Source organism: Nostoc sp. (assembly GCF_036917435.1).
Classification (GTDB): Bacteria; Cyanobacteriota; Cyanobacteriia; order Cyanobacteriales; family Nostocaceae; genus Nostoc.
Map to the genome: position 1 here is coordinate 167842 of NZ_JBALDM010000030.1, position 19862 is coordinate 187703.

General features: G+C 40.1%; 17 protein-coding genes and 1 riboswitch. Of the genes, 8 read left to right on the top strand and 9 right to left on the bottom strand.

Annotated elements, in window-relative coordinates; genetic code table 11:
• Positions 1-68: 68 nt before the first annotated feature.
• Both V7K98_RS12825 and V7K98_RS12830 read right to left on the bottom strand, forming a co-directional pair.
• Entirely contained in the window at positions 69-881 is an 813-nt protein-coding gene (locus tag V7K98_RS12825; RefSeq protein ID WP_335022259.1) for a MoaF C-terminal domain-containing protein, read from the bottom strand.
• Between the two features lie 122 nt (positions 882-1003).
• Positions 1004-2098, bottom strand: coding sequence for an aromatic ring-hydroxylating oxygenase subunit alpha (locus tag V7K98_RS12830; protein ID WP_335022261.1), 1095 nt, complete (start codon positions 2096-2098; stop codon positions 1004-1006).
• 820 nt (positions 2099-2918) lie between these two features.
• Positions 2919-3043: riboswitch (cyclic di-AMP (ydaO/yuaA leader) on the bottom strand.
• A gap of 608 nt (positions 3044-3651) precedes the next feature.
• Here V7K98_RS12830 and V7K98_RS12835 point away from each other — a divergent pair.
• The 4 genes from V7K98_RS12835 (at position 3652) to V7K98_RS12850 (ending at position 10405) form a co-directional block, all read left to right on the top strand.
• A complete protein-coding gene (locus V7K98_RS12835; protein ID WP_335022263.1) occupies positions 3652-4197 on the top strand; it encodes a PadR family transcriptional regulator in 546 nt (181 codons plus the stop codon).
• A 33-nt stretch (positions 4198-4230) separates the two neighbouring features.
• Complete coding sequence (locus V7K98_RS12840; protein WP_335022265.1) at positions 4231-7605, top strand: efflux RND transporter permease subunit; 3375 nt, start codon at positions 4231-4233, stop codon at positions 7603-7605.
• Positions 7606-7693: 88 nt separating this feature from the next.
• Positions 7694-9034, top strand: coding sequence for an efflux RND transporter periplasmic adaptor subunit (locus V7K98_RS12845; protein ID WP_335022267.1), 1341 nt, complete (start codon positions 7694-7696; stop codon positions 9032-9034).
• A 288-nt stretch (positions 9035-9322) separates the two neighbouring features.
• A complete protein-coding gene (locus V7K98_RS12850) occupies positions 9323-10405 on the top strand; it encodes a class I fructose-bisphosphate aldolase (RefSeq protein WP_335022269.1) in 1083 nt (360 codons plus the stop codon).
• Positions 10406-10604: 199 nt separating this feature from the next.
• On the opposite strand, the gene V7K98_RS12855 is transcribed toward V7K98_RS12850, so the two are convergent.
• Both V7K98_RS12855 and V7K98_RS12860 read right to left on the bottom strand, forming a co-directional pair.
• A complete protein-coding gene (locus tag V7K98_RS12855) occupies positions 10605-11273 on the bottom strand; it encodes a ribonuclease T2 family protein (protein WP_335022271.1) in 669 nt (222 codons plus the stop codon).
• Between the two features lie 259 nt (positions 11274-11532).
• Positions 11533-11931 (bottom strand): hypothetical protein, encoded by a 399-nt coding sequence (locus tag V7K98_RS12860; RefSeq protein ID WP_335022273.1) that lies wholly within the window; start codon positions 11929-11931, stop codon positions 11533-11535.
• A 304-nt stretch (positions 11932-12235) separates the two neighbouring features.
• Between V7K98_RS12860 and V7K98_RS12865 the strand changes: the two genes are divergently transcribed.
• On the top strand, positions 12236-13402 hold the full coding sequence (locus V7K98_RS12865; RefSeq protein ID WP_335022275.1) for a pyridoxal phosphate-dependent aminotransferase: 1167 nt from the start codon (positions 12236-12238) through the stop codon (positions 13400-13402).
• 200 nt (positions 13403-13602) lie between these two features.
• A complete protein-coding gene (locus V7K98_RS12870; protein WP_335022331.1) occupies positions 13603-14232 on the top strand; it encodes a hypothetical protein in 630 nt (209 codons plus the stop codon).
• A gap of 7 nt (positions 14233-14239) precedes the next feature.
• On the opposite strand, the gene V7K98_RS12875 is transcribed toward V7K98_RS12870, so the two are convergent.
• Genes V7K98_RS12875 through V7K98_RS12890 form a run of 4 tightly spaced genes read right to left on the bottom strand, consistent with a single transcriptional unit; the run spans position 14240 to position 16228 of the window.
• Positions 14240-14620 (bottom strand): helix-turn-helix domain-containing protein, encoded by a 381-nt coding sequence (locus V7K98_RS12875; protein WP_335022277.1) that lies wholly within the window; start codon positions 14618-14620, stop codon positions 14240-14242.
• 13 nt (positions 14621-14633) lie between these two features.
• The gene (locus V7K98_RS12880; RefSeq protein ID WP_335022333.1) at positions 14634-14927 is read right to left on the bottom strand and encodes a type II toxin-antitoxin system HigB family toxin; all 294 of its coding nucleotides are present in this window, start codon (positions 14925-14927) and stop codon (positions 14634-14636) included.
• Between the two features lie 13 nt (positions 14928-14940).
• A complete protein-coding gene (locus tag V7K98_RS12885; RefSeq protein WP_335022278.1) occupies positions 14941-16110 on the bottom strand; it encodes a tetratricopeptide repeat protein in 1170 nt (389 codons plus the stop codon).
• On the bottom strand, positions 16076-16228 hold the full coding sequence (locus V7K98_RS12890) for a hypothetical protein (protein WP_335022280.1): 153 nt from the start codon (positions 16226-16228) through the stop codon (positions 16076-16078). Before V7K98_RS12890 ends, V7K98_RS12885 begins: the two co-directional genes overlap by 35 nt.
• A gap of 444 nt (positions 16229-16672) precedes the next feature.
• Here V7K98_RS12890 and V7K98_RS12895 point away from each other — a divergent pair, with 444 nt between their 5' ends.
• Positions 16673-16834, top strand: coding sequence for a CopG family transcriptional regulator (locus V7K98_RS12895; RefSeq protein WP_442940418.1), 162 nt, complete (start codon positions 16673-16675; stop codon positions 16832-16834).
• Positions 16835-17078: 244 nt separating this feature from the next.
• Here the strand turns inward: V7K98_RS12895 and V7K98_RS12900 are convergent, their stop codons facing one another.
• A complete protein-coding gene (locus V7K98_RS12900) occupies positions 17079-18080 on the bottom strand; it encodes a cyanophycin synthetase (protein ID WP_335022282.1) in 1002 nt (333 codons plus the stop codon).
• Between the two features lie 850 nt (positions 18081-18930).
• On the opposite strand from V7K98_RS12900, the gene V7K98_RS12905 reads away from it, so the two are divergent.
• Positions 18931-19167, top strand: coding sequence for a hypothetical protein (locus tag V7K98_RS12905; protein WP_334860230.1), 237 nt, complete (start codon positions 18931-18933; stop codon positions 19165-19167).
• The last annotated feature ends 695 nt before the right edge of the window (positions 19168-19862 follow it).

Consider the following 19862-nt stretch of genomic DNA (forward strand, 5'->3'; position numbering starts at 1 on the left):
TTAATTTACACATTTCGTAATTTTTTATTGATGTGGTAATAATTGGCAAGTCAGGCAAAGCAAACCTTTTACCCGTATTTTGTTTCATTCAACAACTGGGCATAAGCTCCTACAGTTAGGTTAAATATTTTATTGACTTGTGGTTTAATCCAGAAAGTTTTTCCTGCCGTCCTATTTTGTGATAAATCTATGACTATGATTCCCACCCAAGGAGCAATAACTTCGCGCCAAATAAATAGGTAAAGGGCTTCGCCAAGCTTCAGATAATCAACTGGATTTGTTTCAGCCGATCCTTTCCCTTCTCCAGCCAAACAGTGCCAAGTAAACAAGGATTCGTTGAGATATATATGTTCGTAAGTGTGCTGATTACCGTAGGTATACTTAATCCGTTTCCCAACCAATTCCTGGGTTCTGTGGTGAACTTTTTGCTTTATTTCTCCACCAATACCCGCATGGGTGATGCGTACTTTGACTGCGCTTAAATCATTATCTTTCCTGATTCTCGCATCAAGATTAGGTATAGCATCTTCTGGGTTAGGGAGTACAGACCAAACTAAAGTTGCTTCTTGGGCTACTAAGTCCACCACCAAGGAAATGGATTGGTTTGGATCTTCATGGTACACCCAGTCTACAAAGAAAATATCTGGACGTACTGCGATCGCTTCATATTTCTCTTGTTTAGGAGACTCATTTGGCTTCCTCCACTCTAACTGAGATGAACTCTGGAAATCGATCAAGAGTTTTGTGTTGTCTTCCAAGTACAGTTCGAGCTTTTTTCCAGCCAGCACTTCTGTTAATGACAACCTATGCCCGTCGAGTCCTTCCTGCAAATAATCGTAGTCCAGGTAAAGGGCTATCAAATCTGCATATTCGCCTTTCATATCTACCTCAACTGCTGTGAATAAGGGTGATTCCTTGATAAAGGCGATCGCCTAACTATCTACTTTCTCGCATCTAGCCAAACGGATGCTTTAAATTTGCCTAACATATCGGGCAAGGTATATTATTCGTTTTTAACACTGATAGCTTCCATCACATTTTTGTGAAAGTTAGCGATTACCTGTTGAGATTTAGATGTTTGATGTCCGTTTATGTTGCTTAACTGAGTGGCGTTATAAGCTCGAGATTTGACTGATTCTTGTACCTTGCGACACACAACAAAGTCTTCTTCCATAAACTGATCGTAATCGGCTTGTAAATTAGTTTCAAGGGGAAATAACTCTGCTTGAGTTGAGGTCTGACACATGAAGACTTCGATCTTAGTACGTTCATAGTTAATCGGTATAAACTGCCAAATCTCAACTTGACTTACATCCACGACAATTGCTAGATTAGGAAAAATATAAAAATCGGATCGCGTCTCTTCTGGCTTATTTTTAAATCTAAATTCAAGTTGACAATTACGATCCGTCTGAGTAACGTCTAAGTGATTTTGAATATCTACTCCCCATTCTTTAACTAAAGTTTGAGGATGTACGAATGGAATATGGGAGAAATCTAAATAGTTCTCAACAAGTATCTTCCAGTTAATAGGCTGATCGTAAGAGTAGCGAGTGACTTCTATCAGTTCTTTCCCCGGCTGGTTATACTCCTGGAAGTGTTCTGGCATACCTGCCAAAAAATCTGTTAATGATTCTCCTTCTGGGCTTGGGGAAACGAAGATCAACCCGCCCCAAGTCTCGACTCGCCCTTTTAGTAGATGAATAGTAGACTTATCTAGTTCTGGAAACAGTTGTGGTTGTGTAATTTCTGTAAGTTTACCTTCTAGATTGAAGTTCCAGAAATGATATGGACAACGGATAAATCTACAGTTGTCTTGTCCTTCAAGAAGACGCGCTCCTCGATGAGGACAGACGTTGTGCATTGCTTGCAGCTTGCCATCAAGCTGACGAATAACAAAGATGGGTTCTTCTCCAATCCTGCAAGTCAGATAATTACCTGGGCTTGGTAAGTTTTTCTCCCAGCCAACAAAATGCCAGGTATTGCGCCAGATAGTCTCCATCTCTAGTGCAAACACATCAGGGTTGGAGTAATAATAACCTCCTAACCCTAAATTTTTCGTGTAGGCTACGCTGCTATGAATCACTTGACTAACCATTCCTTAATTTTCAGAATTAACAGTTACTCAACTACGTGTGACATCCAAAGTTATACTCTACTTTGTTTATCTTAGTAACTTAAAAGATGCTTTTATGCTGGTGCTTAATTCAGCTTTTTGCTACTTTCTGCGTCTATTGCGTGACGAACGCTTTCACACCAATTGCTAGCTTACAGAAAGCCCTATACGTCAGCACTTGCTTTAAGTCGAGAAACCTCCGCATGAAAGTGTCTTTCTCTGCGTAAACTTTTATAGCAGCAAAATGATTCTGCATTTTTGCCTAATAGTTAATCACAGACTTCCATTGCGTGATTTTGATAAAAACTAATCTACCTTCTTGGTCAGAATTGGGACTTCAGCCCCTTGTTCTATCCAATCTTATATGTAATCAGTATTAGAGCAATCTTATGTGAATTATGTGCATCACAAAACCAAAGAAACTAAACTTATTCCCGGTTTCCATAAATCATTAAAGATTGCTGTATCACAATAATTTAACGAGGGTTGCCAGTTGGCCAATATTCTACCCAATTCTCGACTTTAAACATGCTTTTAAGTGGAAGAGAAGACACATAAATATTTTGATATTGTTGTCTAAATTCTCTAACCAGACCATTAACTACAGAAATTAAAGCATTACAATTCATTTGAGCCAGTAAGTTCATTTAGTTTTCACCACATATTTAGACTTCCTAGTTAGTACACAATTCATTGAAGCCATGCTTAAATTTTTTCCTCATTTAAGGTAGTACAATGATGAAAAAATATACGAACTAAGTACACTGACGAGTTATGCAATTTTTGTAAAAGTGCTGCTCATTCAGTCTCTTCTCAATGCCTACGGAGTTAGCTAACGGACTAGGGCCAAGAGATATCCTTTCTCTAATAAAAGATTAGCCCCTAAAAGTGGTTCCTCCGTTCTAAATGTACCAGCATCTAAGTTTTTTTAGATGTGTTGGAAATTTAGATTATGCTGACTTTTAATCCAAGATTAAACCTATCATTCTTTTTTTTATTTGTAAATCAAAAAAAGCTAAAGTAAATCAGATAAACATTTGGTTTATATCAAAATATATAGATAGATATAGATTCAGTTTAGAGAGTCTTTGAAAAGTTTTCAGGAGTCCAATTTTATGCCCGTCGCCTCACCATAATACGGATCGTGAGCGAGAACGTAGCACCTGAATAACTGTTGAGGAACGAAACCCAACATTTTTCGGGGTTGGTTGGGTTGAGGCAATGCGTTACCCAACCTACGAATATTCAAAACCTACGCAGTATTGAACTCTGTCCTATCTTTAATCCCTCTCCTTAGTAAGGAGACGGACAGGTTTTACGTAGTAAAACCAGGGTGAGGTTTCTCAGTGGCTCTGAGACTTAAGCGGAAATTGCCTCACCAAAGACTTGTGTGTACAGCGTAGCTCCGAGACAGAGAGAGATTTGGATAAGAAATATTTAGTATATTTTACGACTTTTAAAACATCCTCTTAACTACTTGGCTAAAAAGATTCAATTTGATATTATTGATTATCATATCAAACTGATATATTAAAATGCTAAAGCTATCAGTATTAGGTCTATTGCAGCGAGAGCCATTAAATGGTTATCGGCTCAAACAGCAATTAGAGATGTTTATGAGTTGCAGTATTTGTGTTAATTATGGCGCAATTTATCCTCTTCTGAAGCGCATGGAAGAACAAGGTGAAGTGATGCTATGTGCAGAACAGGTACAAGAAACTGGACAGTTTAGAAAGATATATGAGATTACATCCCTCGGTAAAACCACTTGGTATCAAGAGATGCTGGCATATCCTCACGAAAGTTGGGTGAATGCGCGATCGCGATTCTTAATCAAATTTTTTTTCTTTGGTCATTTATTGCCCGAAGAGCGAGTGCAGTTAATTGAGCATCGATTGATCTCATGTCAGTTACGTCTTACAGAGAAAAAAGCACTTGAGGTTACTGATAATTTATACCAAGTAAAATTACAAAAGCGTGTAATTGAAGTTATCCAATCGGAGATTGAGTGGCTAATTCAGCAACTCCAAATAGAACAACTTCAATTAGCTCAAACGCCAACTTCGGTAAAACAGCTTTAACACAAAAACCTTTTGAAACAAGCGTAATTATCTATGTGGATCGTCAAAATTGCTCTACGTCTTCCGTATACATTCGCGATCGCAGCTTTGATGATTGTGATCCTGGGTATAGTGACTATACTTAGTACGCCAGTTGACATTTTTCCAGCAATTAACATTCCGGTTGTCAGCATAGTTTGGACTTACACTGGTACGACATCAGAGGAAATGGCACAGCGAATTGTCACAATTAGCGAACGTGCCATGACAACAACCGTTGGTGACATCGAACACATCGAGTCTCAATCCTTGAGCGGTGTTAGTGTCGTCAAGGTTTTCTTTCAACCCAACGCTAATATAGCCTCAGCAGTCGCTCAAATTACCTCTGTCAGCCAAACAATTCTGCGCCCTTTACCACCTGGTATTACACCACCATTCATCATTCAATACAACGCTTCTTCAGTGCCGATTATTCAGATGAGTGTCAGTAGCAAAACCTTGCCAGAACAAGCGCTCAACGACTATGCTACTAACTTCGTCCGCACCCAATTAGCAACAGTGCAAGGGGCGAGTGTACCTTTGCCCTATGGTGGAAAACCTCGGCAAATTATGGTTGATATCGATCCGCAAGCGATGTTGGCTAATGGCGTTTCTGCCCAAGATGTGACTAATGCTGTCAGCGCCCAAAATCTAGTCTTGCCCGCAGGCGATATGAAGATGGGTAGTCGTGACTTCGCCGTACAAATCAACAATAGTCCAGATGTGGTGACAGCCCTCAATGACTTACCAATTAAACAGGTTAATGGTACTGTTATCTACATTCGTAATGTCGCCCAGGTAAGAGATGGCTTTGGTGTGCAGTCTAACATTGTACGCCAGAATGGGAGACGATCGAGCTTACTTAGTATCCTTAAAAGTGGCAACGCCTCGACTATTGATGTGATTGAGCGGGTAAAAAAAGCTTTACCTCGCATCCAAGCCACCTTGCCCCCAGAACTGAATTTAGCGTTTTTGTTCGACCAATCTGTATTTGTGAAAGCTTCGGTTCAAGGCGTTCTCAAAGAAGGATTGATTGCTGGGTGTCTCACTGCGCTGATGATTTTAATTTTCCTGGGAAGTTGGCGTAGCACTTTAATTGTAGCCGTATCGATTCCCCTCTCGATGCTGGTTTCGATTATTGTGATGAGTCGTTTGGGACAAACTTTCAACATCATGACTTTGGGTGGTTTATCCTTAGCTGTTGGTATTCTTGTAGATGATGCCACAGTAGAAATTGAAAATATCCACCGAAATCTCGGACAAGGGAAACCAATTAAGCGAGCAATCTTAGATGGAGCGCAGCAAATCGCAACTCCAGCACTTGTAGCAACATTATGTATTTGTATTGTCTTTGTGCCGGTCGTGTTTCTCAGTGGAGTAGCAAAGTATCTATTTGTTCCGCTAGCGATGGCGGTAGTGTTTGGTATGCTTGCTTCTTATGTGCTATCTCGGACTGTAGTGCCGACAATGGCAAGCTATCTCTTACCATCCGAAGCAGACTGGCACAGAGAAAGCGAGGATCATAATAGTAACAACAGCCATCATTTAGATTCGCCAACCCAAAACAATAATGGTAACAATAACCATCATTTAGATTCGCCAGTCCAAAACAATAATGGTAGCGACAACCATCACCAAACAGAAGAGGCAAAAACGAAAACTGCCAAATCTGTTAAAAAAGATTGGATATGGCGGCTACACCAAAGATTTAACCGACAATTTGAGAAATTTCGCAGTTGGTACTACAATGTCCTAACGTCAGCATTGAATCATCGCCGCATAGTCTTTGTACTGTTTGGTGCTTTTATCGTCAGTGCAGGAGTTTTATTACCATTCGTCGGTCAAGACTTTTTCCCTGAAGTCGATGGTGGCCAGTTTAGCCTCCACGTTCGAGCTTTACCTGGGACTCGTTTGGAAGAGACAGAAAAAATTGTCAGCCAAGTTGAAGGGGTTATTCGCCAGACTGTACCGAAGGAAAATCTCTCTCTGATTTTAGATAACATCGGCTTACCCAACAGTGGCATTAACCTTACTTATGGCTACAACGGTGCCACCATTGGGCAGGCTGATGCTGATATTCTTGTGTCTCTAAAAGAATCTGGTTCAACTTTTTCTTACATCAAGGAACTCCGCCAGAAATTGAAAGCGACATTTCCCAACTACACTTTCTTTTTTGAACCGGCTGATATTGTTACTCAAATTCTCAATTTCGGTTTGCCTGCTGCTGTTGACGTGCAAATATCTGGGCCTCTGAAAAACTCAAAGGGCAACCTTGAAATTGCCCAACAAATCCAAGCACGGATGAAGCGCATTCCCGGTGCTGTAGATGTACATCTCCAGCAAGTTGTCGATGCTCCAAAGTTACGTCTTGATGTAGATCGCACCGAGGCTCAACAACTGGGTATGACCCAGCGTGATGTTGCCAATAGTGTCCTGACTTCCTTAAGTTCAAGCGGTCAAGCCGCAATCAACCAATGGCTCGATCCTAAAAAAGGTGTTAGTTATACCCTTGCCGTACAAGTTCCACAGTATAAAATTGACTCTATTGATACCCTGAAAAACACGCCAGTTGGCAACGGTCAAACCGCACCCCAACTTTTAGGTAATTTGACTAGTGTCAAACGCGACACAGTGATGCAAGTTGTCAATCACTATAACATTCAGCCAGTTTTCGATATCTACGCTAACTCTTCTGGTCGTGACCTTGGGGGAGTTGCCAGCGATGTGAATCGCATCATCGCTGATTATCAGAAAAAATTGCCTAAGGGAAGCCAGATTAACGTTCGCGGGCAAGTGCAAACGATGAACTCTTCGTTTCTGGGACTTGGTTTAGGACTTGTGTTTGCAATTGTGCTGGTTTACTGCTTAATGGTGGTGAACTTCCAATCTTGGCTCGATCCCCTGATTATTATGATGGCACTGCCAAGTGCCTTAGCAGGTATTGTTTGGATGCTGTTTGTCACCCGCACTACACTTAGTGTCCCTTCGTTAATGGGTGCAATTATGAGTATAGGTGTAGCGACATCAAACAGTATTTTAATGATTACCTTTGCTAATGAGCAACGTTTTGAAGGGCAAAATGCTTATGGTGCATCCCTAGCGGCCGGCTATACAAGGTTGCGTCCTGTGTTGATGACTGCCTTAGCCATGCTCATCGGGATGGTGCCAATGTCTCTCGGTCTTGGTGAAGGTGGTGAACAGAATGCACCCTTGGGTCGCGCTGTAATAGGTGGCTTGTCAGCTGCAACAGTCGCTACTCTAATATTTGTACCTGTGGTATACAGCATTATGCGGCGGCAACCACCTCGTCCGATTGATGAGGATGACGATTTAGATTTCTCAGATCCACAGACTGCATACTCTTTGTCATCATCTCCAGGCAAATCATAAGCAATTAAAGGTTCAAAATTGTCAAAGCCAATGATGGTAATAACTCTGCTAAATTTCTGCAAACTAGATAATATGGGACAGTTTACCTATGGATTTTCAGTATCCTCCATCTCCTGATTCTCAACAAGAAACTACTCCCAAAAAACAAAGACGTGGTATTGGTGGAATTGGTTGGGCTGCACTTGGGATTGTGTTTTTTGGTAGCCTACTGCTGATAGGTATTCTGCCTCGGTTAGGCCAAAGATCGGAATTACAAGCAGCAGTTAAGGAAGCAAGCACCATTCCCTCAGTTAACGTGATAACTCCCCGTCGCGCTGCTGCTACTACCAATTTGGAACTACCTGGTAGCGTTGTAGCCCTTAACCAAACGACTATTTACGCTCGCAGTACTGGCTATTTGCGGCGGTGGTACGCAGACATTGGCGATCGCGTCCGATCTGGTCAGTTGTTAGCAGAGATTGATTCCCCAGACACCGATCAGCAAGTTTTGCAAGCGAAGGCCGAATTAGTGCAAGCACAAGCAAATGTGCTTCAAAGTCGTGCTAGTCTAGCCAAAGGTGTTTCTGATTTGAAGCAAGCCCGCGCTAATCTAGCAATAGCGCGTCTGAGTTGGGAGCGTTGGAACGTTCTTGTTAAGCAAGGTGCAGTAGCTCAACAAGATGCAGATACAAAATATGCCACATATCAAGCTAATCTTGCCAACGTTGAGGCAGCACAAAACACTATTAATTCTGACTCTGCCAACGTCAAAGCAGCGCAAGCAAATGCCTACGCAAGTCTTGCAAACTTCCAACGTAATACTGTATTACAGTCTTATAAAAAAGTTACTGCTCCCTTCGCCGGAGTGATTACTGCACGTAATGTCAATACAGGTGTTTTAATTTCAGCAGGTAATGGCAACACCAGTACCAGCAACACTACCAATACCAGCCTTTATACTATTGCTGCTTATGACAAGCTAAACGTGAATGTGAATGTTCCACAGAGTTTATCACAGTCACTTAAGACTGCTCAAACAGCACAAATTAAAGTCACAGAGTTACCACAACGAGTATTTAAGGGTAAAGTAGTGCGTACTAGCAATGCAATAGATCCAAATACTCGCACTTTGCTGACACAATTAGAAGTGCAGAACTTTGACGCTATGCTGCGACCTGGGATGTATGCCACTGTCAAATTTGCCATTGACCGCATTAATACTCCCTTTGTTGTGCCAGATAGTGCCTTAGTTGTGAACGCCGGAGGTACTCAGGTAGCAACTGTAACTAAAGACCAAACGGTGCATTATCAAAAAGTTGCAGTTGGGCGAGATTATGGTACTGAAGTAGAAATTACATCAGGTCTAACGGGAGACGAATCGCTTATTGCTACTCCTACGGTTGATGAGACAGAGGGTTTACACGTGCAGCCAGTTCTACAAATCAAGTAGACTGTCCAGATTCGGTAGAACAAACGAGCCAGTTTGTGTGTAGTAGCAGTGATGGCTTTGGGTGCGTTCAAGCGAGAACATAAACGATGATAAAATGCACCCAGAGCAGAACCCTGGTGTAGTTTTGCGTAAGTCCTATTACTGATTTTAGCGATTTTTAAAGGATGATTTAAGGCTTTTATATCAAAAGGAATATATCTCTAGTTAATGCAAGCTTAACCAGGTTACAAGTATTAAAAATGCTATGTTAAAGGCAAGGTCATTTGCTCAATTTTTGAGGAAAACGCTATGACTACAACGCTTAAAGAGGCTAATTCTATTGAGTCATTGCTAGGTAAAGAGGCTGAAGACCTGCTTACTTACAAAGCAAAGGTTTCTCAGGATTTACTACATTTGCCTGGGTCAGACTTTGTAGATCGAATCTGGATCAACAGCGATCGCAATCCTCAAGTATTGCGTAATCTCCAGTTACTTTATTCTACTGGTCGTCTGGCAAACACAGGTTATCTATCGATTTTACCAGTAGACCAAGGGATTGAACACTCGGCAGGTGCGTCTTTTGCGCCCAATCCGATTTACTTCGATCCAGAAAATATTGTTAAACTAGCGATCGCCGCAGGTTGCAATGCTGTTGCTACTACTTTGGGGACATTAGGGATAGTTTCGCGCAAGTATGCCCACAAAATCCCCTTTATTACCAAAATCAATCACAACGAATTGCTAACTTTTCCTAATCAGTTCGATCAGGTATTGTTTGCTGATGTAGAACAAGCTTGGAATTTAGGGGCGGCGGCGGTAGGTGCGACAATTTACTTTGGTTCAGAGAATTCTACTAGACAAATTCAGGAAATCAGCAAAGCTTTTAAACGCGCCCATGAACTAGGTTTGGTAACTATTCTCTGGTGCTATCTGCGGAATAACGCCTTTAAACAAGATAAAGATTATCACCTTGCGGCTGACCTTACCGGACAGGCGAATCATTTGGGTGTGACCATTGAAGCTGACATCATCAAACAAAAGTTACCCGAAAATAACAATGGTTATGGTGCAGTTGCTAAAGCCAGTGGTAAGAGTTACGGCAAAACCGATGAGCGGGTTTACACAGAATTGACCACGGATCACCCAATTGATTTAACTCGTTACCAAGTACTGAATTGCTACTCTGGGCGTGTAGGGCTGATTAATTCTGGTGGCGCAACTGGTAAAAATGACTTCGCAGAAGCAGTTCGCACCGCCGTAATCAACAAACGCGCTGGTGGTTCGGGATTAATTTCTGGGCGCAAGACTTTCCAACGTCCCTTTGAAGAAGGCGTAAAACTGTTTCATACCATTCAAGATGTTTATTTATCTCCAGATGTGACGATCGCTTAGGGAGTGGGGGACAAGGGGGCAGGGGGACAAGGGGGCAGGGGGATAAGGGGATAAGGGGACAAGGGGACAAGGGGACAAGGTGACAAGGTGACAAAAGTTTAGAACTTACAACAAGTCTTTCCCCTTGTCCCCAATTCTCCTTGTCCCCAAGTCCTCTTTTCCATTCCCCATTCCCCATTCCCCATTCCCCATTCGCATTTCATCTAACGTTTCTCAATAAAAAATCTGGTTGACCACAACTTTTTTGCGATCGCTTCAAAATCTCGGCGCTACAAATACCAGGTTCACCGTTTTTGGAATAACAAAAGAAGACTTCTTGCAAAAATCTTCCCGAACCAGAACAAAAAGGTGCTACACCATCAGCAGTAATTTTATTATTCGCACTCACAAAGGAATTTTTAAAATTTGTAGTTGTGGTACGCACGGGTTGAGTAGGACGATTATAAGCTGCGGGAATAGCGATCGCATCTTTTAACTTTTTACTCAATGCCAAGTATTCCGCAGGAGTTTTCCCCGAACAAGTCCCATGTTTTTCCCATTCATGATCGCGAAGCTTATCACTGGGAAACAAGTTCGGAAACTGCCGCTTCACTTCCGATGGTAATTTTTGCGTGGAACAATTAGCAGGATAACCAGTTTGGTATTGTGGCCACAAACCATGTAGTACAAAACCGAGTTTTCTTCCAGAACCGCACTGTTGTTGATCGCGGCTAGCGTTTGCTGCACAATAATCCGGCGACCAAGATAATGTCAGTACATAAAAATCAAATTTACCCGGAGTACCGCGATTTTGAGCAATGGCACTATTAGGTATAAAAAAAGCAGTAATTAACAGAGAAGATGCGATCAAAAGTTTCTTTAATTGCATATAAACAGTTAGTTTTCTTTCAAATTAAAACATTACATATATTAAATTGTTGAGAGTCAACGGTCAAGAATCAGTAATTATTCGTAATTCCCAGTTCTCAATCCTAACCAGGGCAAGTGCATCTGAAAGTTGCAGACTTATCTAAACCTTGTTTATAAAAAAAGACTAAAACCTCTATTTAAAAACATTTTTACACCTGATGATTAAACACACCGTGTTTAATCATCAGGTTTAATCGCTGCTAGCAATGATGCAAAAACTATGGATTAGGTAAATTTGCTTGAACTGCTGGTAATAGATCGTTATTTTCCTCTATCCTTAACATTCTTATATCTCTTACTGATACTGGAAACCAAAGTAATCTTCTAGATAAGTCTTGAACAGCTAAAACACAAGTAACAGCATTAACACTTTCATTACCAAAATAAACACTTCCTTGTTGTCTAGTAAAACCGTGTGAAGAAAGTACTTTTTTAATTTCACCATAGGCATTGTTGTAAGGATCGCCATAGGATTGTCTCAAACTTTCAATATCCATATCAAAAGAAATTGGATACATTCTTACATTACCTTGCGGAAATTTATCATCATCGATTGTAATGTACGAATTGGCGTTAATCTTTTTATTTTGAAGACTATTTTTTGATTTTGTATACATGATTTTACTCTAAATTTTGTTATCTAACTCAATTTTAACCAGTGCTGACGTTCTAGACCGTACCTTGAAACTTAGGACTTACGCAAAAAGGCAGTAAAAGCCTTGATTGACTGTAGGGGCAATTGATGAATTGCCTTCAGTTCTTGTTTTATTGACAATACATTAGATTCTTCTGAGTCGTTGTGTCAAGCTTAGTTGAGATGATCTTACCCTGCAATCTCCAACGAATTTAGAAAAAGCAAATCTTGGTAGGGATTCTGGGATATCCTTAGAACAGTGAAAGATTTGCCAAAAAATAGTAAGAATGAAGCTGGCAGCAAGAGTAAGTCAGGTAGCACCTTCATTAACCTTAGCGATCGCAGCCAAGGCTAAGGCACTGAAGGCGGAAGGAATAGATGTTTGTAGTTTTAGCGCTGGAGAACCAGATTTTGATACTCCAGCGCACATTAAAGCCGCAGCAGTCAAAGCTTTGGAAGAAGGCAAAACCAAGTATGGTGCAGCAGCCGGAGAACCAAAGTTAAGGGAAGCGATCGCCCATAAGCTTAAAATTGATAACGGTCTTGATTACAAGTCAGAGAATGTCATCGTCACCAATGGCGGTAAACATTCTCTGTACAACTTGATAGTGGCGCTAATCGATCCAGGTGATGAGGTAATTATTCCTGCACCCTACTGGCTAAGTTATCCCGAAATGGTGACTTTAGTCGGTGGAGTTTCAGTAATTGTCCCTACAAATGCCACGACTGGTTATAAAATTACTCCCGATCAACTCCGTAAAGCAATCACGCCGAAAACGAAGTTATTTATCCTCAACTCTCCATCTAATCCTACGGGGATGGTTTACACGCCAGACGAAATCAAAGCACTGGCGCAGGTAATAGTTGATGCAGATATCTTTGTCGTCTCTGATGAGATTTACGAAAAGATTCTCTACGACGGTGCAGAACATATTAGCATCGGTTCTCTTGGGAAGGAAATTTTTGACCGCACTTTGATTAGTAATGGATTTGCGAAGGCTTATTCCATGACTGGTTGGAGACTTGGTTATTTAGCAGGGCCAGTGGAAATCATTAAAGCCGCGAGTACCATCCAAGGGCATAGTACATCTAACGTGTGTACCTTTGCTCAATATGGTGCGATCGCAGCGCTACAAAGTTCCCAAGATTGTGTCGAAGAAATGCGTCAAGCCTTCGCCAAACGCCGACAGGTAATGTTAGACAGACTCAACGCCATTCCTGGATTGACTACCGCAAAACCAGATGGCGCGTTTTATCTGTTCCCTGATATCAGCAAAACCGGTCTAAAATCCCTAGAATTTTGTGACACTTTGCTAGAAAAACATCAAGTTGCAGTCATTCCCGGAATTGCTTTTGGCGCTGATGACAATATTCGCCTTTCCTACGCCACAGACATGGCAACGATTGAAAAGGGAATGGATAGATTGGAGAAATTTGTCAAGTCGCGTATTTAGTTAGTTGTCATTCGTCATTTGTGAGGAGAATTTATTAACTCTCCGACTTCTTAACTCCACCTTTTCGATTCCGAACGGGTGGAGTTCATTTTAAAACCTGAATTTCGGAGTTCTAAGCCTCAAGTTACGTTATGGTGTTCTTGATGCGTTCCAATAAAACGAATAAAAATAATTTTGATATTATAACTGCGGGTTTTATCATGGCTGAACGTCACCGTCCTCCGATACTTAAACCAAATGAATTCTATACATTCCGCAGCTATTTTCAAATGAAATTTGCTCCCGCCGATATTTTGCGGGAATTAGGAGTAACTTTAACTAAATCTTCAATCAATTTACCTATCGCTGCTTCAGAATTACTGACTCGACTACCAGACTTACACCAACGTCTAGAAGAAGCGATCGCTCGTGTTAGTCTAACTAGTGAAGCGGCTAGACGAGAGGTACTAATCGCACCCATCTTATTAGAAGTAGCCCACATCACACAAGCAATAGTTAATATTGAGTACCCTATTGAAGTTAATCAGTACCTCAGAGGTGACTTAGACTACTATCTTGAGTCAAAACACAATGTTTTAGTGGTAGAAGCAAAACAGGCAGACTTAACACGGGGATTTACCCAGTTAGCCACAGAGTTGATTGCCCTGGATACATGGGTAGAATCAGATGAGGCAATTTTGTATGGTGCTGTAACTACTGGAGATATTTGGCAGTTTGGTAGTTTTGATCGCCAAGAGAGGAAAGTGAGTCAAGATTTAATGTTATATCGAGTGCCAACAGATTTAGAAATATTGATGCAGATTCTAGTGGGAATTTTGATGCAAGGTTAAATCACCATTAAGCTGAATTTTGGATCAAAGGGTATGGTTGAATCAATATCTCTGCCGGAATCCCCAATTGTTGATGCAGACTGCGAACCATCTCCAACGTTAACGATTGCTTGCGATGCAAAATCTTAGCAATTTCTGCCTTACTACCAATAACAGGCTCTAATTCATCTACAGATAACCCACGGGATTCGAGATAATATAAGATTGCTTCAATCGGATCTGGTACTTCGATTGGATAATGCCTTTGCTCGTATGCTACCACAAGCGTAGTTAAAACTTCCAATCGGTCAGACTCTGGTGTATTTAGTTCCGCATCAAACAATTTTTCAATTTCATCAAGTGCAGCATGATAATCATCTTCGGTGCGAATAGGACGAGTTTCAAGCATAGATATTACTGCCTCAAATACTTCTTGCATCTACATTATCGTATTCTTTATGCGTTCCAATAAAACGAATAAAAATAATTCCAATATCATAACGAACATGAACAATTAAGCGATAATCGTTGCCTTTGATATTAAAAACAACACGGTTATTAACAATAATACTGGCATTGCGATAGGTACTTTTGATATTTGCCGGACTATTCCATTCTGCACGAGATGCTTCATCAAACCAAGCCTTTAATGGCTGTTCGGCATCAGGATATGTTTCCCAAAACTTTCGTAACGTACTGCGGGCAAGAATTCGCATCATGATATTCTAATTACATTAACTGCATCTCCTGCAACCCCTCGCGTAATCTCTTCGCCTCTTCGGGGTTATATCTTTCATGAAGGGCGATCGCTTTTCTAAAAGCTGTTAAACTATCTTGATGATTGCCAGCTTTCAGCAACACTACCCCTAAATTTTGATAGGCTTCGGCATAGTTGGGGTTTAAAGCGATCGCATTTTGATAATGTGCGATCGCATCTGTCAATAAACCCAAAGCTTTAAATGTCATCGCCAAATTATAATGACCAAAAACAAAATTCGGGTCAATTTTCAAAGTTGTGGCGTAAGCAGTTTTCGCACCGTTGAAATCTCCGGCTGCCTTGAGTAAGTTACCCAAGTTGTTGTATGCTCCTAATTTGAGCATGGGGTAAATAGGCAATTTGATAGCAGTTTTATAGTGAGAAATCGCCTGTGGGAATTTTTGCAAGCGACTGTAGGCAATGCCTAAATGATAGTGGAGTTCATATAAAATATCGTAGTTGTCTTCAGCAAAGCTGATTCCTCGTCTTAGTAACTCCATACCTTGGGTAATTTTCCCAGTTTCCACATACAATGCCCCTAATTTACTGCAAACATAGGGATCATCGGGATGGGTAGCGAGAAACCCTTCCATTGCTGTAGCTGCTTTGGCATATTTGTTATTTTGAGCGATCGCACTTTTTTGATATCCTGTGTGTACAAGTGCCACTCCTGGTAAATAACCTACTTGCCAATGGGGCTCTTTGGTTAAAATTGCTGACACGCTATCATCTACTAAAGCATGGTAAGGACGGTCAAAACGAATATCTGGATGATTGCGGAATAGCCTCGAAACCAGAGAATAGGGAGATTGTTCAGCACCAACTTCCTGGCGAACCAGGTTGAGGAGCAGATATTCCTCTCTGGCGATCGCCTCTCGCAACTGCGGTACAATTGCTGGAGTCAGAGTTTCATCAGCATCTAATACCAAAATCCAGTCACCAGTGACATATTTGAGAGCTTCATTACGGGCAGCACTGAAGTCATTACACCATTTAAAATGATGGACTTTTGCACCGAGTTGTTGGGCAATATTGGGAGTGCGATCGATTGAGCCTGTATCTAAGACTACCATTTCATCCACCACAATTCTTACACTGTTCAAACATTTAGGCAGTGTTGCGGCTTCGTTTTTTACAATCATGCACAGGCTCAAAGTCATAATTTAAAAATTGGGAATTGGGAATTGGGAATTGGGAATTGGGAATTGGGAATTGGGAATTGGGAGTGGGGGGATGAGGAATATAGCGTTTCCTAATCACATGAGGTACATCATAGCCCCCTCATCGCTTGCGGGGAGGGGGTTGGGGGTGGGGTTCTTGTTTTCCTACTTAGATTTTGTGCAAAAATCAGGAATAGCGATCGCGCTTGGCTTGACCAAACTATTATTCTCCCGAACTTAACTCAGCTTAGTTCAAAATTGCATTGCTTCTAGCAATACAGTCGATAAGCTGCTAGTTACTGTGTATTTACACTGAATGCTTAATTACAGAAAAACTTTTAGCTTATGTTCTATTCATAATAGTTGCTTCTAAATTACTTAACCTTCATAATTTAAACTGTATTTAAACTCTTCACCACGGCTTCAAACTTAGTGTTGTTTCCTTTACAGCTTCTTAAGGCTAATATCATTACTTTTATCATTGTGATAACAGTTTTAATGATTGATATTAGAGAAGTAGTTTCAAGTAGAGTTAATTAAACCAGTGAATAAAAAATGGGCTACTAAACGACTTACAATTAATCTGGCATTAGGGGAAGCAGAAAGATTAGAAAAATACTGTTCAATAACAGGACGGCCAGCAACGGATGTTATTCGAGAGTTAATTCGCTCTTTGCCAACCGAACAAACACCAAATGTAAATTGAACCGCTTGATGAGCAACGCTCCCTTTTTTTATTCAAGTTAAGCACAAAATACCAAAGCTAAAAACTGTTTCAGATAATGGTGATTGCTATATTAACAAAAAATTTAGCAGATAGTAGTCTTGCTTTTGCTTGACAGTAAGTAATTGTTGGCACAGCGTCTCGTAGAGAAGATCGTACTCCTCTTGTCTGCGAGACGTTGTTTGCGTTCGTCTGAAATTGTCTAAAATGTTTGAATTTTGAATTGTTAACAGTTATTCTCATTTTCAAGTATTTTGAGAATTTTGAGATATAAATTTTCTACTCTCTTAATCTGAACTTGACCAAATGATGCATAATGACTTAAGCTAGGAGCGCCATTTACTTCAATGATTGTATAATCTCCGATTGATGATGTTATATCACTAGTAAGAATGTCCACACCTGCTAATCTCAGTTCCATATCTTTTGTAATACTTACTGCTAATTTTTTAAAATCAGGATGGATAGTTTCTGTAAAGTCTACTGCCTCGCCTCCAGTCGATAAATTTGCATTATCTAAAAGATAGACAATATTATTTTTAGGTATAACACTATTAAAATTTAGCTTTCGTCTCTTCAAGTTCTTTTTAATTCTATAATCTTCAAAATCTATAATTTCTTTTCTACCATTTTTGACAAAACTTTCTTGCTTCTGTTGCATAAGTTCTAAAACATTAGATTTACCATCTCCCGTTATCAATAGGGGAATTCTTTGATATGCCGAAACTACTTCATCGTCAAGTACTACAATTCTATAGTCATTGCCACTATAAAATCTCTCAACAATAAAACCTGAGACTTTTTGCAATATTTTTTTAGCGACTTGATAGTATTCTTGTTTATTATAGATTTTTGTAACGAATATGCCCTGACTGAGATTAATCGGCTTGACAATTACGGGAAATCCTAACTCTTTAGCATAAGAGAATCCTGCATCTATATTCCTGATATCAGATATTTCTTCGCGTAATTCTTCACTAAAAAATGTTTTTCCTTCAGTAACTTTGTAGCCAAAATGATTTAAAAAAAAGCTACAAACACTCTTATCTTTAGCTATTGCTGTCGAACCAAAAGAGTTAATACTAAATCTGGTAGTCCGAAAAAAAGTTTTATTGCCATTTTTAAAGGTAATTAGTCCCATAAAGGGGCATTCTGGGTCTATTAAAACTACTGCTCCTATTTCTTCTGCTACTTTTTGAATTATTGATGTTACAAATGGTGTTTCCATTATCATAACTATAATTAACCGAGGAATTTTAACTTTTTTATAATAATTAGTCAAGATATTTTAAATTAAATAATTACACTATGTATTGGCCCTATAGCCATAGCAAAAATCTTAATCATAATTCATTTTTTACTATCGCAGTCTGCTTTGATTTTTGAATTTATTTGCGTAGGCAGACAAGAGGTAATAGAAAAAAGCTCTTGAAGTTATGCTGAGTTTTTTCAAAAATTAAATAAAAGTCCGATTTCTAAAAAAATTATTAAATTTTCAATATTTTCTAGTAATTATAAAAAACGTAAATGCCCACAATAAATATAGTTTTACCGCATGGGTGTAGCTTGCCGTAGGTATCGCACCGCTCAAAAATCAAGAGTGTGCGATCGCCAATTAATCTTATAAATGTTAATACAGCGTATTGCGGGTAAATGAATTACAGGGGTAGGGGCACAACATGTTGTGTCCCTACGATGATCTGTACCTCACGCCTGTTGCAATCTGCTGTATTTTTCACAGATCACCTGCTAATAGTCTTTTTTGATACACTAGAATTACTCTTATCACTGGTACTGATTTGACTTATGCGTATGCATAAAAATCATGCAAACCCAATATTTGCCAAACTTTCTGCTTGAGGATTGTTGTGTGCTGAAAACAATTGCAAATTAAGGCTTTGAGATTCATCGCTATCTGAAAAATACAACTTAGTTAGTCTAAAATATAGCGCTAAGTGTTGACAACTTATTAATAATCGAATAACAAGGTGGCAGCAGCATTAAAAAAAAGCGTTAGTGCATTCCTACTTAGAAACTAATTAACGCTCCTCATTAAACTTCATACGGTTAACATCATTATGCCAGAAAATACGGATAACCAAGCTTCTAAATCAGACAATCAAGGTATTGCTTATAAAGAACGCCTAAATTCTTGGGCGATCGCTCGTTTGCTTCCTAATACACAACGGGAAATTGTGGCTCGCTTCCGCAGCCGTTCTGATGCTGATGGTTATATGCGACACCTCCCTCAAGAAATACCAAATGCTTCCTACATGGTTGTTTTTGATTGTCAACGCGAAGCATCTGTGATTTAAAGCACAAATTTAGGCAATAGACCTATCGGGAAAATAGGGAACAGAGAAAAAGATTTTTGTACTAGATTGGGTTCGCGTAGGGGGTGCTTTGTCCTTGCTCTGTTCATCAGCTTCTTTTTGCACTATTGTGCTGAAAAGACAAGGGTTAAAGGGAAAATTCAAGCCCTTTAACCCTTGCTTTTAATTTGTTTTTTTATAAGTAGGGGGTACAAGAAGTCTGCCTTTGGGTGTCTAAACACTTGTTAAAGAATTAAAAATGCAACGCCGGCTTACCCTACGATGAAACAACCTACGCGCAGCGTCTCTTAGAGGATGTTTGAAAAGTATTTTTGGTAACATCAAAGCATTAAGAACCTAGCCCCCCTTCCCTACGTTCGCGCAGCGTCTCGAAGAGAGGGAATGGGGGTTTAAAAGCCTCTCGACCCTTGTCTGACGACAGGCCAACGCCAACGGGGAGAGGAATGGAAGCGGGGTTTATAGTATACTTTACGACTTTTCAAACATCCTCTAAGATAGCGTCATAACCCGTCAGAAATATCGCTTACAACTCTAGATTGCAATTTACCCTTCACTTAAAAAGTCGGATGTTGCCAACGAGGATAATATACAAATATTTTAAATTAAAAAAAATTCCGTAATTGTTCCCTTGCCATTGATATTTCAGATTACTTAAAAGTAAAAGTTAGTGCAATAAG

Bases quoted from the DNA above. Each gene is read 5' to 3' on its own strand.
- V7K98_RS12825 (WP_335022259.1), bottom strand. From the start codon at position 881: ATGAAAGGCGAATATGCAGATTTGATAGCCCTTTACCTGGACTACGAT.
- V7K98_RS12830 (WP_335022261.1), bottom strand. From the start codon at position 2,098: ATGGTTAGTCAAGTGATTCATAGCAGCGTAGCCTACACGAAAAATTTA.
- V7K98_RS12835 (WP_335022263.1), top strand. From the start codon at position 3,652: ATGCTAAAGCTATCAGTATTAGGTCTATTGCAGCGAGAGCCATTAAAT.
- V7K98_RS12840 (WP_335022265.1), top strand. From the start codon at position 4,231: ATGTGGATCGTCAAAATTGCTCTACGTCTTCCGTATACATTCGCGATC.
- V7K98_RS12845 (WP_335022267.1), top strand. From the start codon at position 7,694: ATGGATTTTCAGTATCCTCCATCTCCTGATTCTCAACAAGAAACTACT.
- V7K98_RS12850 (WP_335022269.1), top strand. From the start codon at position 9,323: ATGACTACAACGCTTAAAGAGGCTAATTCTATTGAGTCATTGCTAGGT.
- V7K98_RS12855 (WP_335022271.1), bottom strand. From the start codon at position 11,273: ATGCAATTAAAGAAACTTTTGATCGCATCTTCTCTGTTAATTACTGCT.
- V7K98_RS12860 (WP_335022273.1), bottom strand. From the start codon at position 11,931: ATGTATACAAAATCAAAAAATAGTCTTCAAAATAAAAAGATTAACGCC.
- V7K98_RS12865 (WP_335022275.1), top strand. From the start codon at position 12,236: ATGAAGCTGGCAGCAAGAGTAAGTCAGGTAGCACCTTCATTAACCTTA.
- V7K98_RS12870 (WP_335022331.1), top strand. From the start codon at position 13,603: ATGGCTGAACGTCACCGTCCTCCGATACTTAAACCAAATGAATTCTAT.
- V7K98_RS12875 (WP_335022277.1), bottom strand. From the start codon at position 14,620: ATGCTTGAAACTCGTCCTATTCGCACCGAAGATGATTATCATGCTGCA.
- V7K98_RS12880 (WP_335022333.1), bottom strand. From the start codon at position 14,927: ATGCGAATTCTTGCCCGCAGTACGTTACGAAAGTTTTGGGAAACATAT.
- V7K98_RS12885 (WP_335022278.1), bottom strand. From the start codon at position 16,110: ATGATTGTAAAAAACGAAGCCGCAACACTGCCTAAATGTTTGAACAGT.
- V7K98_RS12900 (WP_335022282.1), bottom strand. From the start codon at position 18,080: ATGGAAACACCATTTGTAACATCAATAATTCAAAAAGTAGCAGAAGAA.
- V7K98_RS12905 (WP_334860230.1), top strand. From the start codon at position 18,931: ATGCCAGAAAATACGGATAACCAAGCTTCTAAATCAGACAATCAAGGT.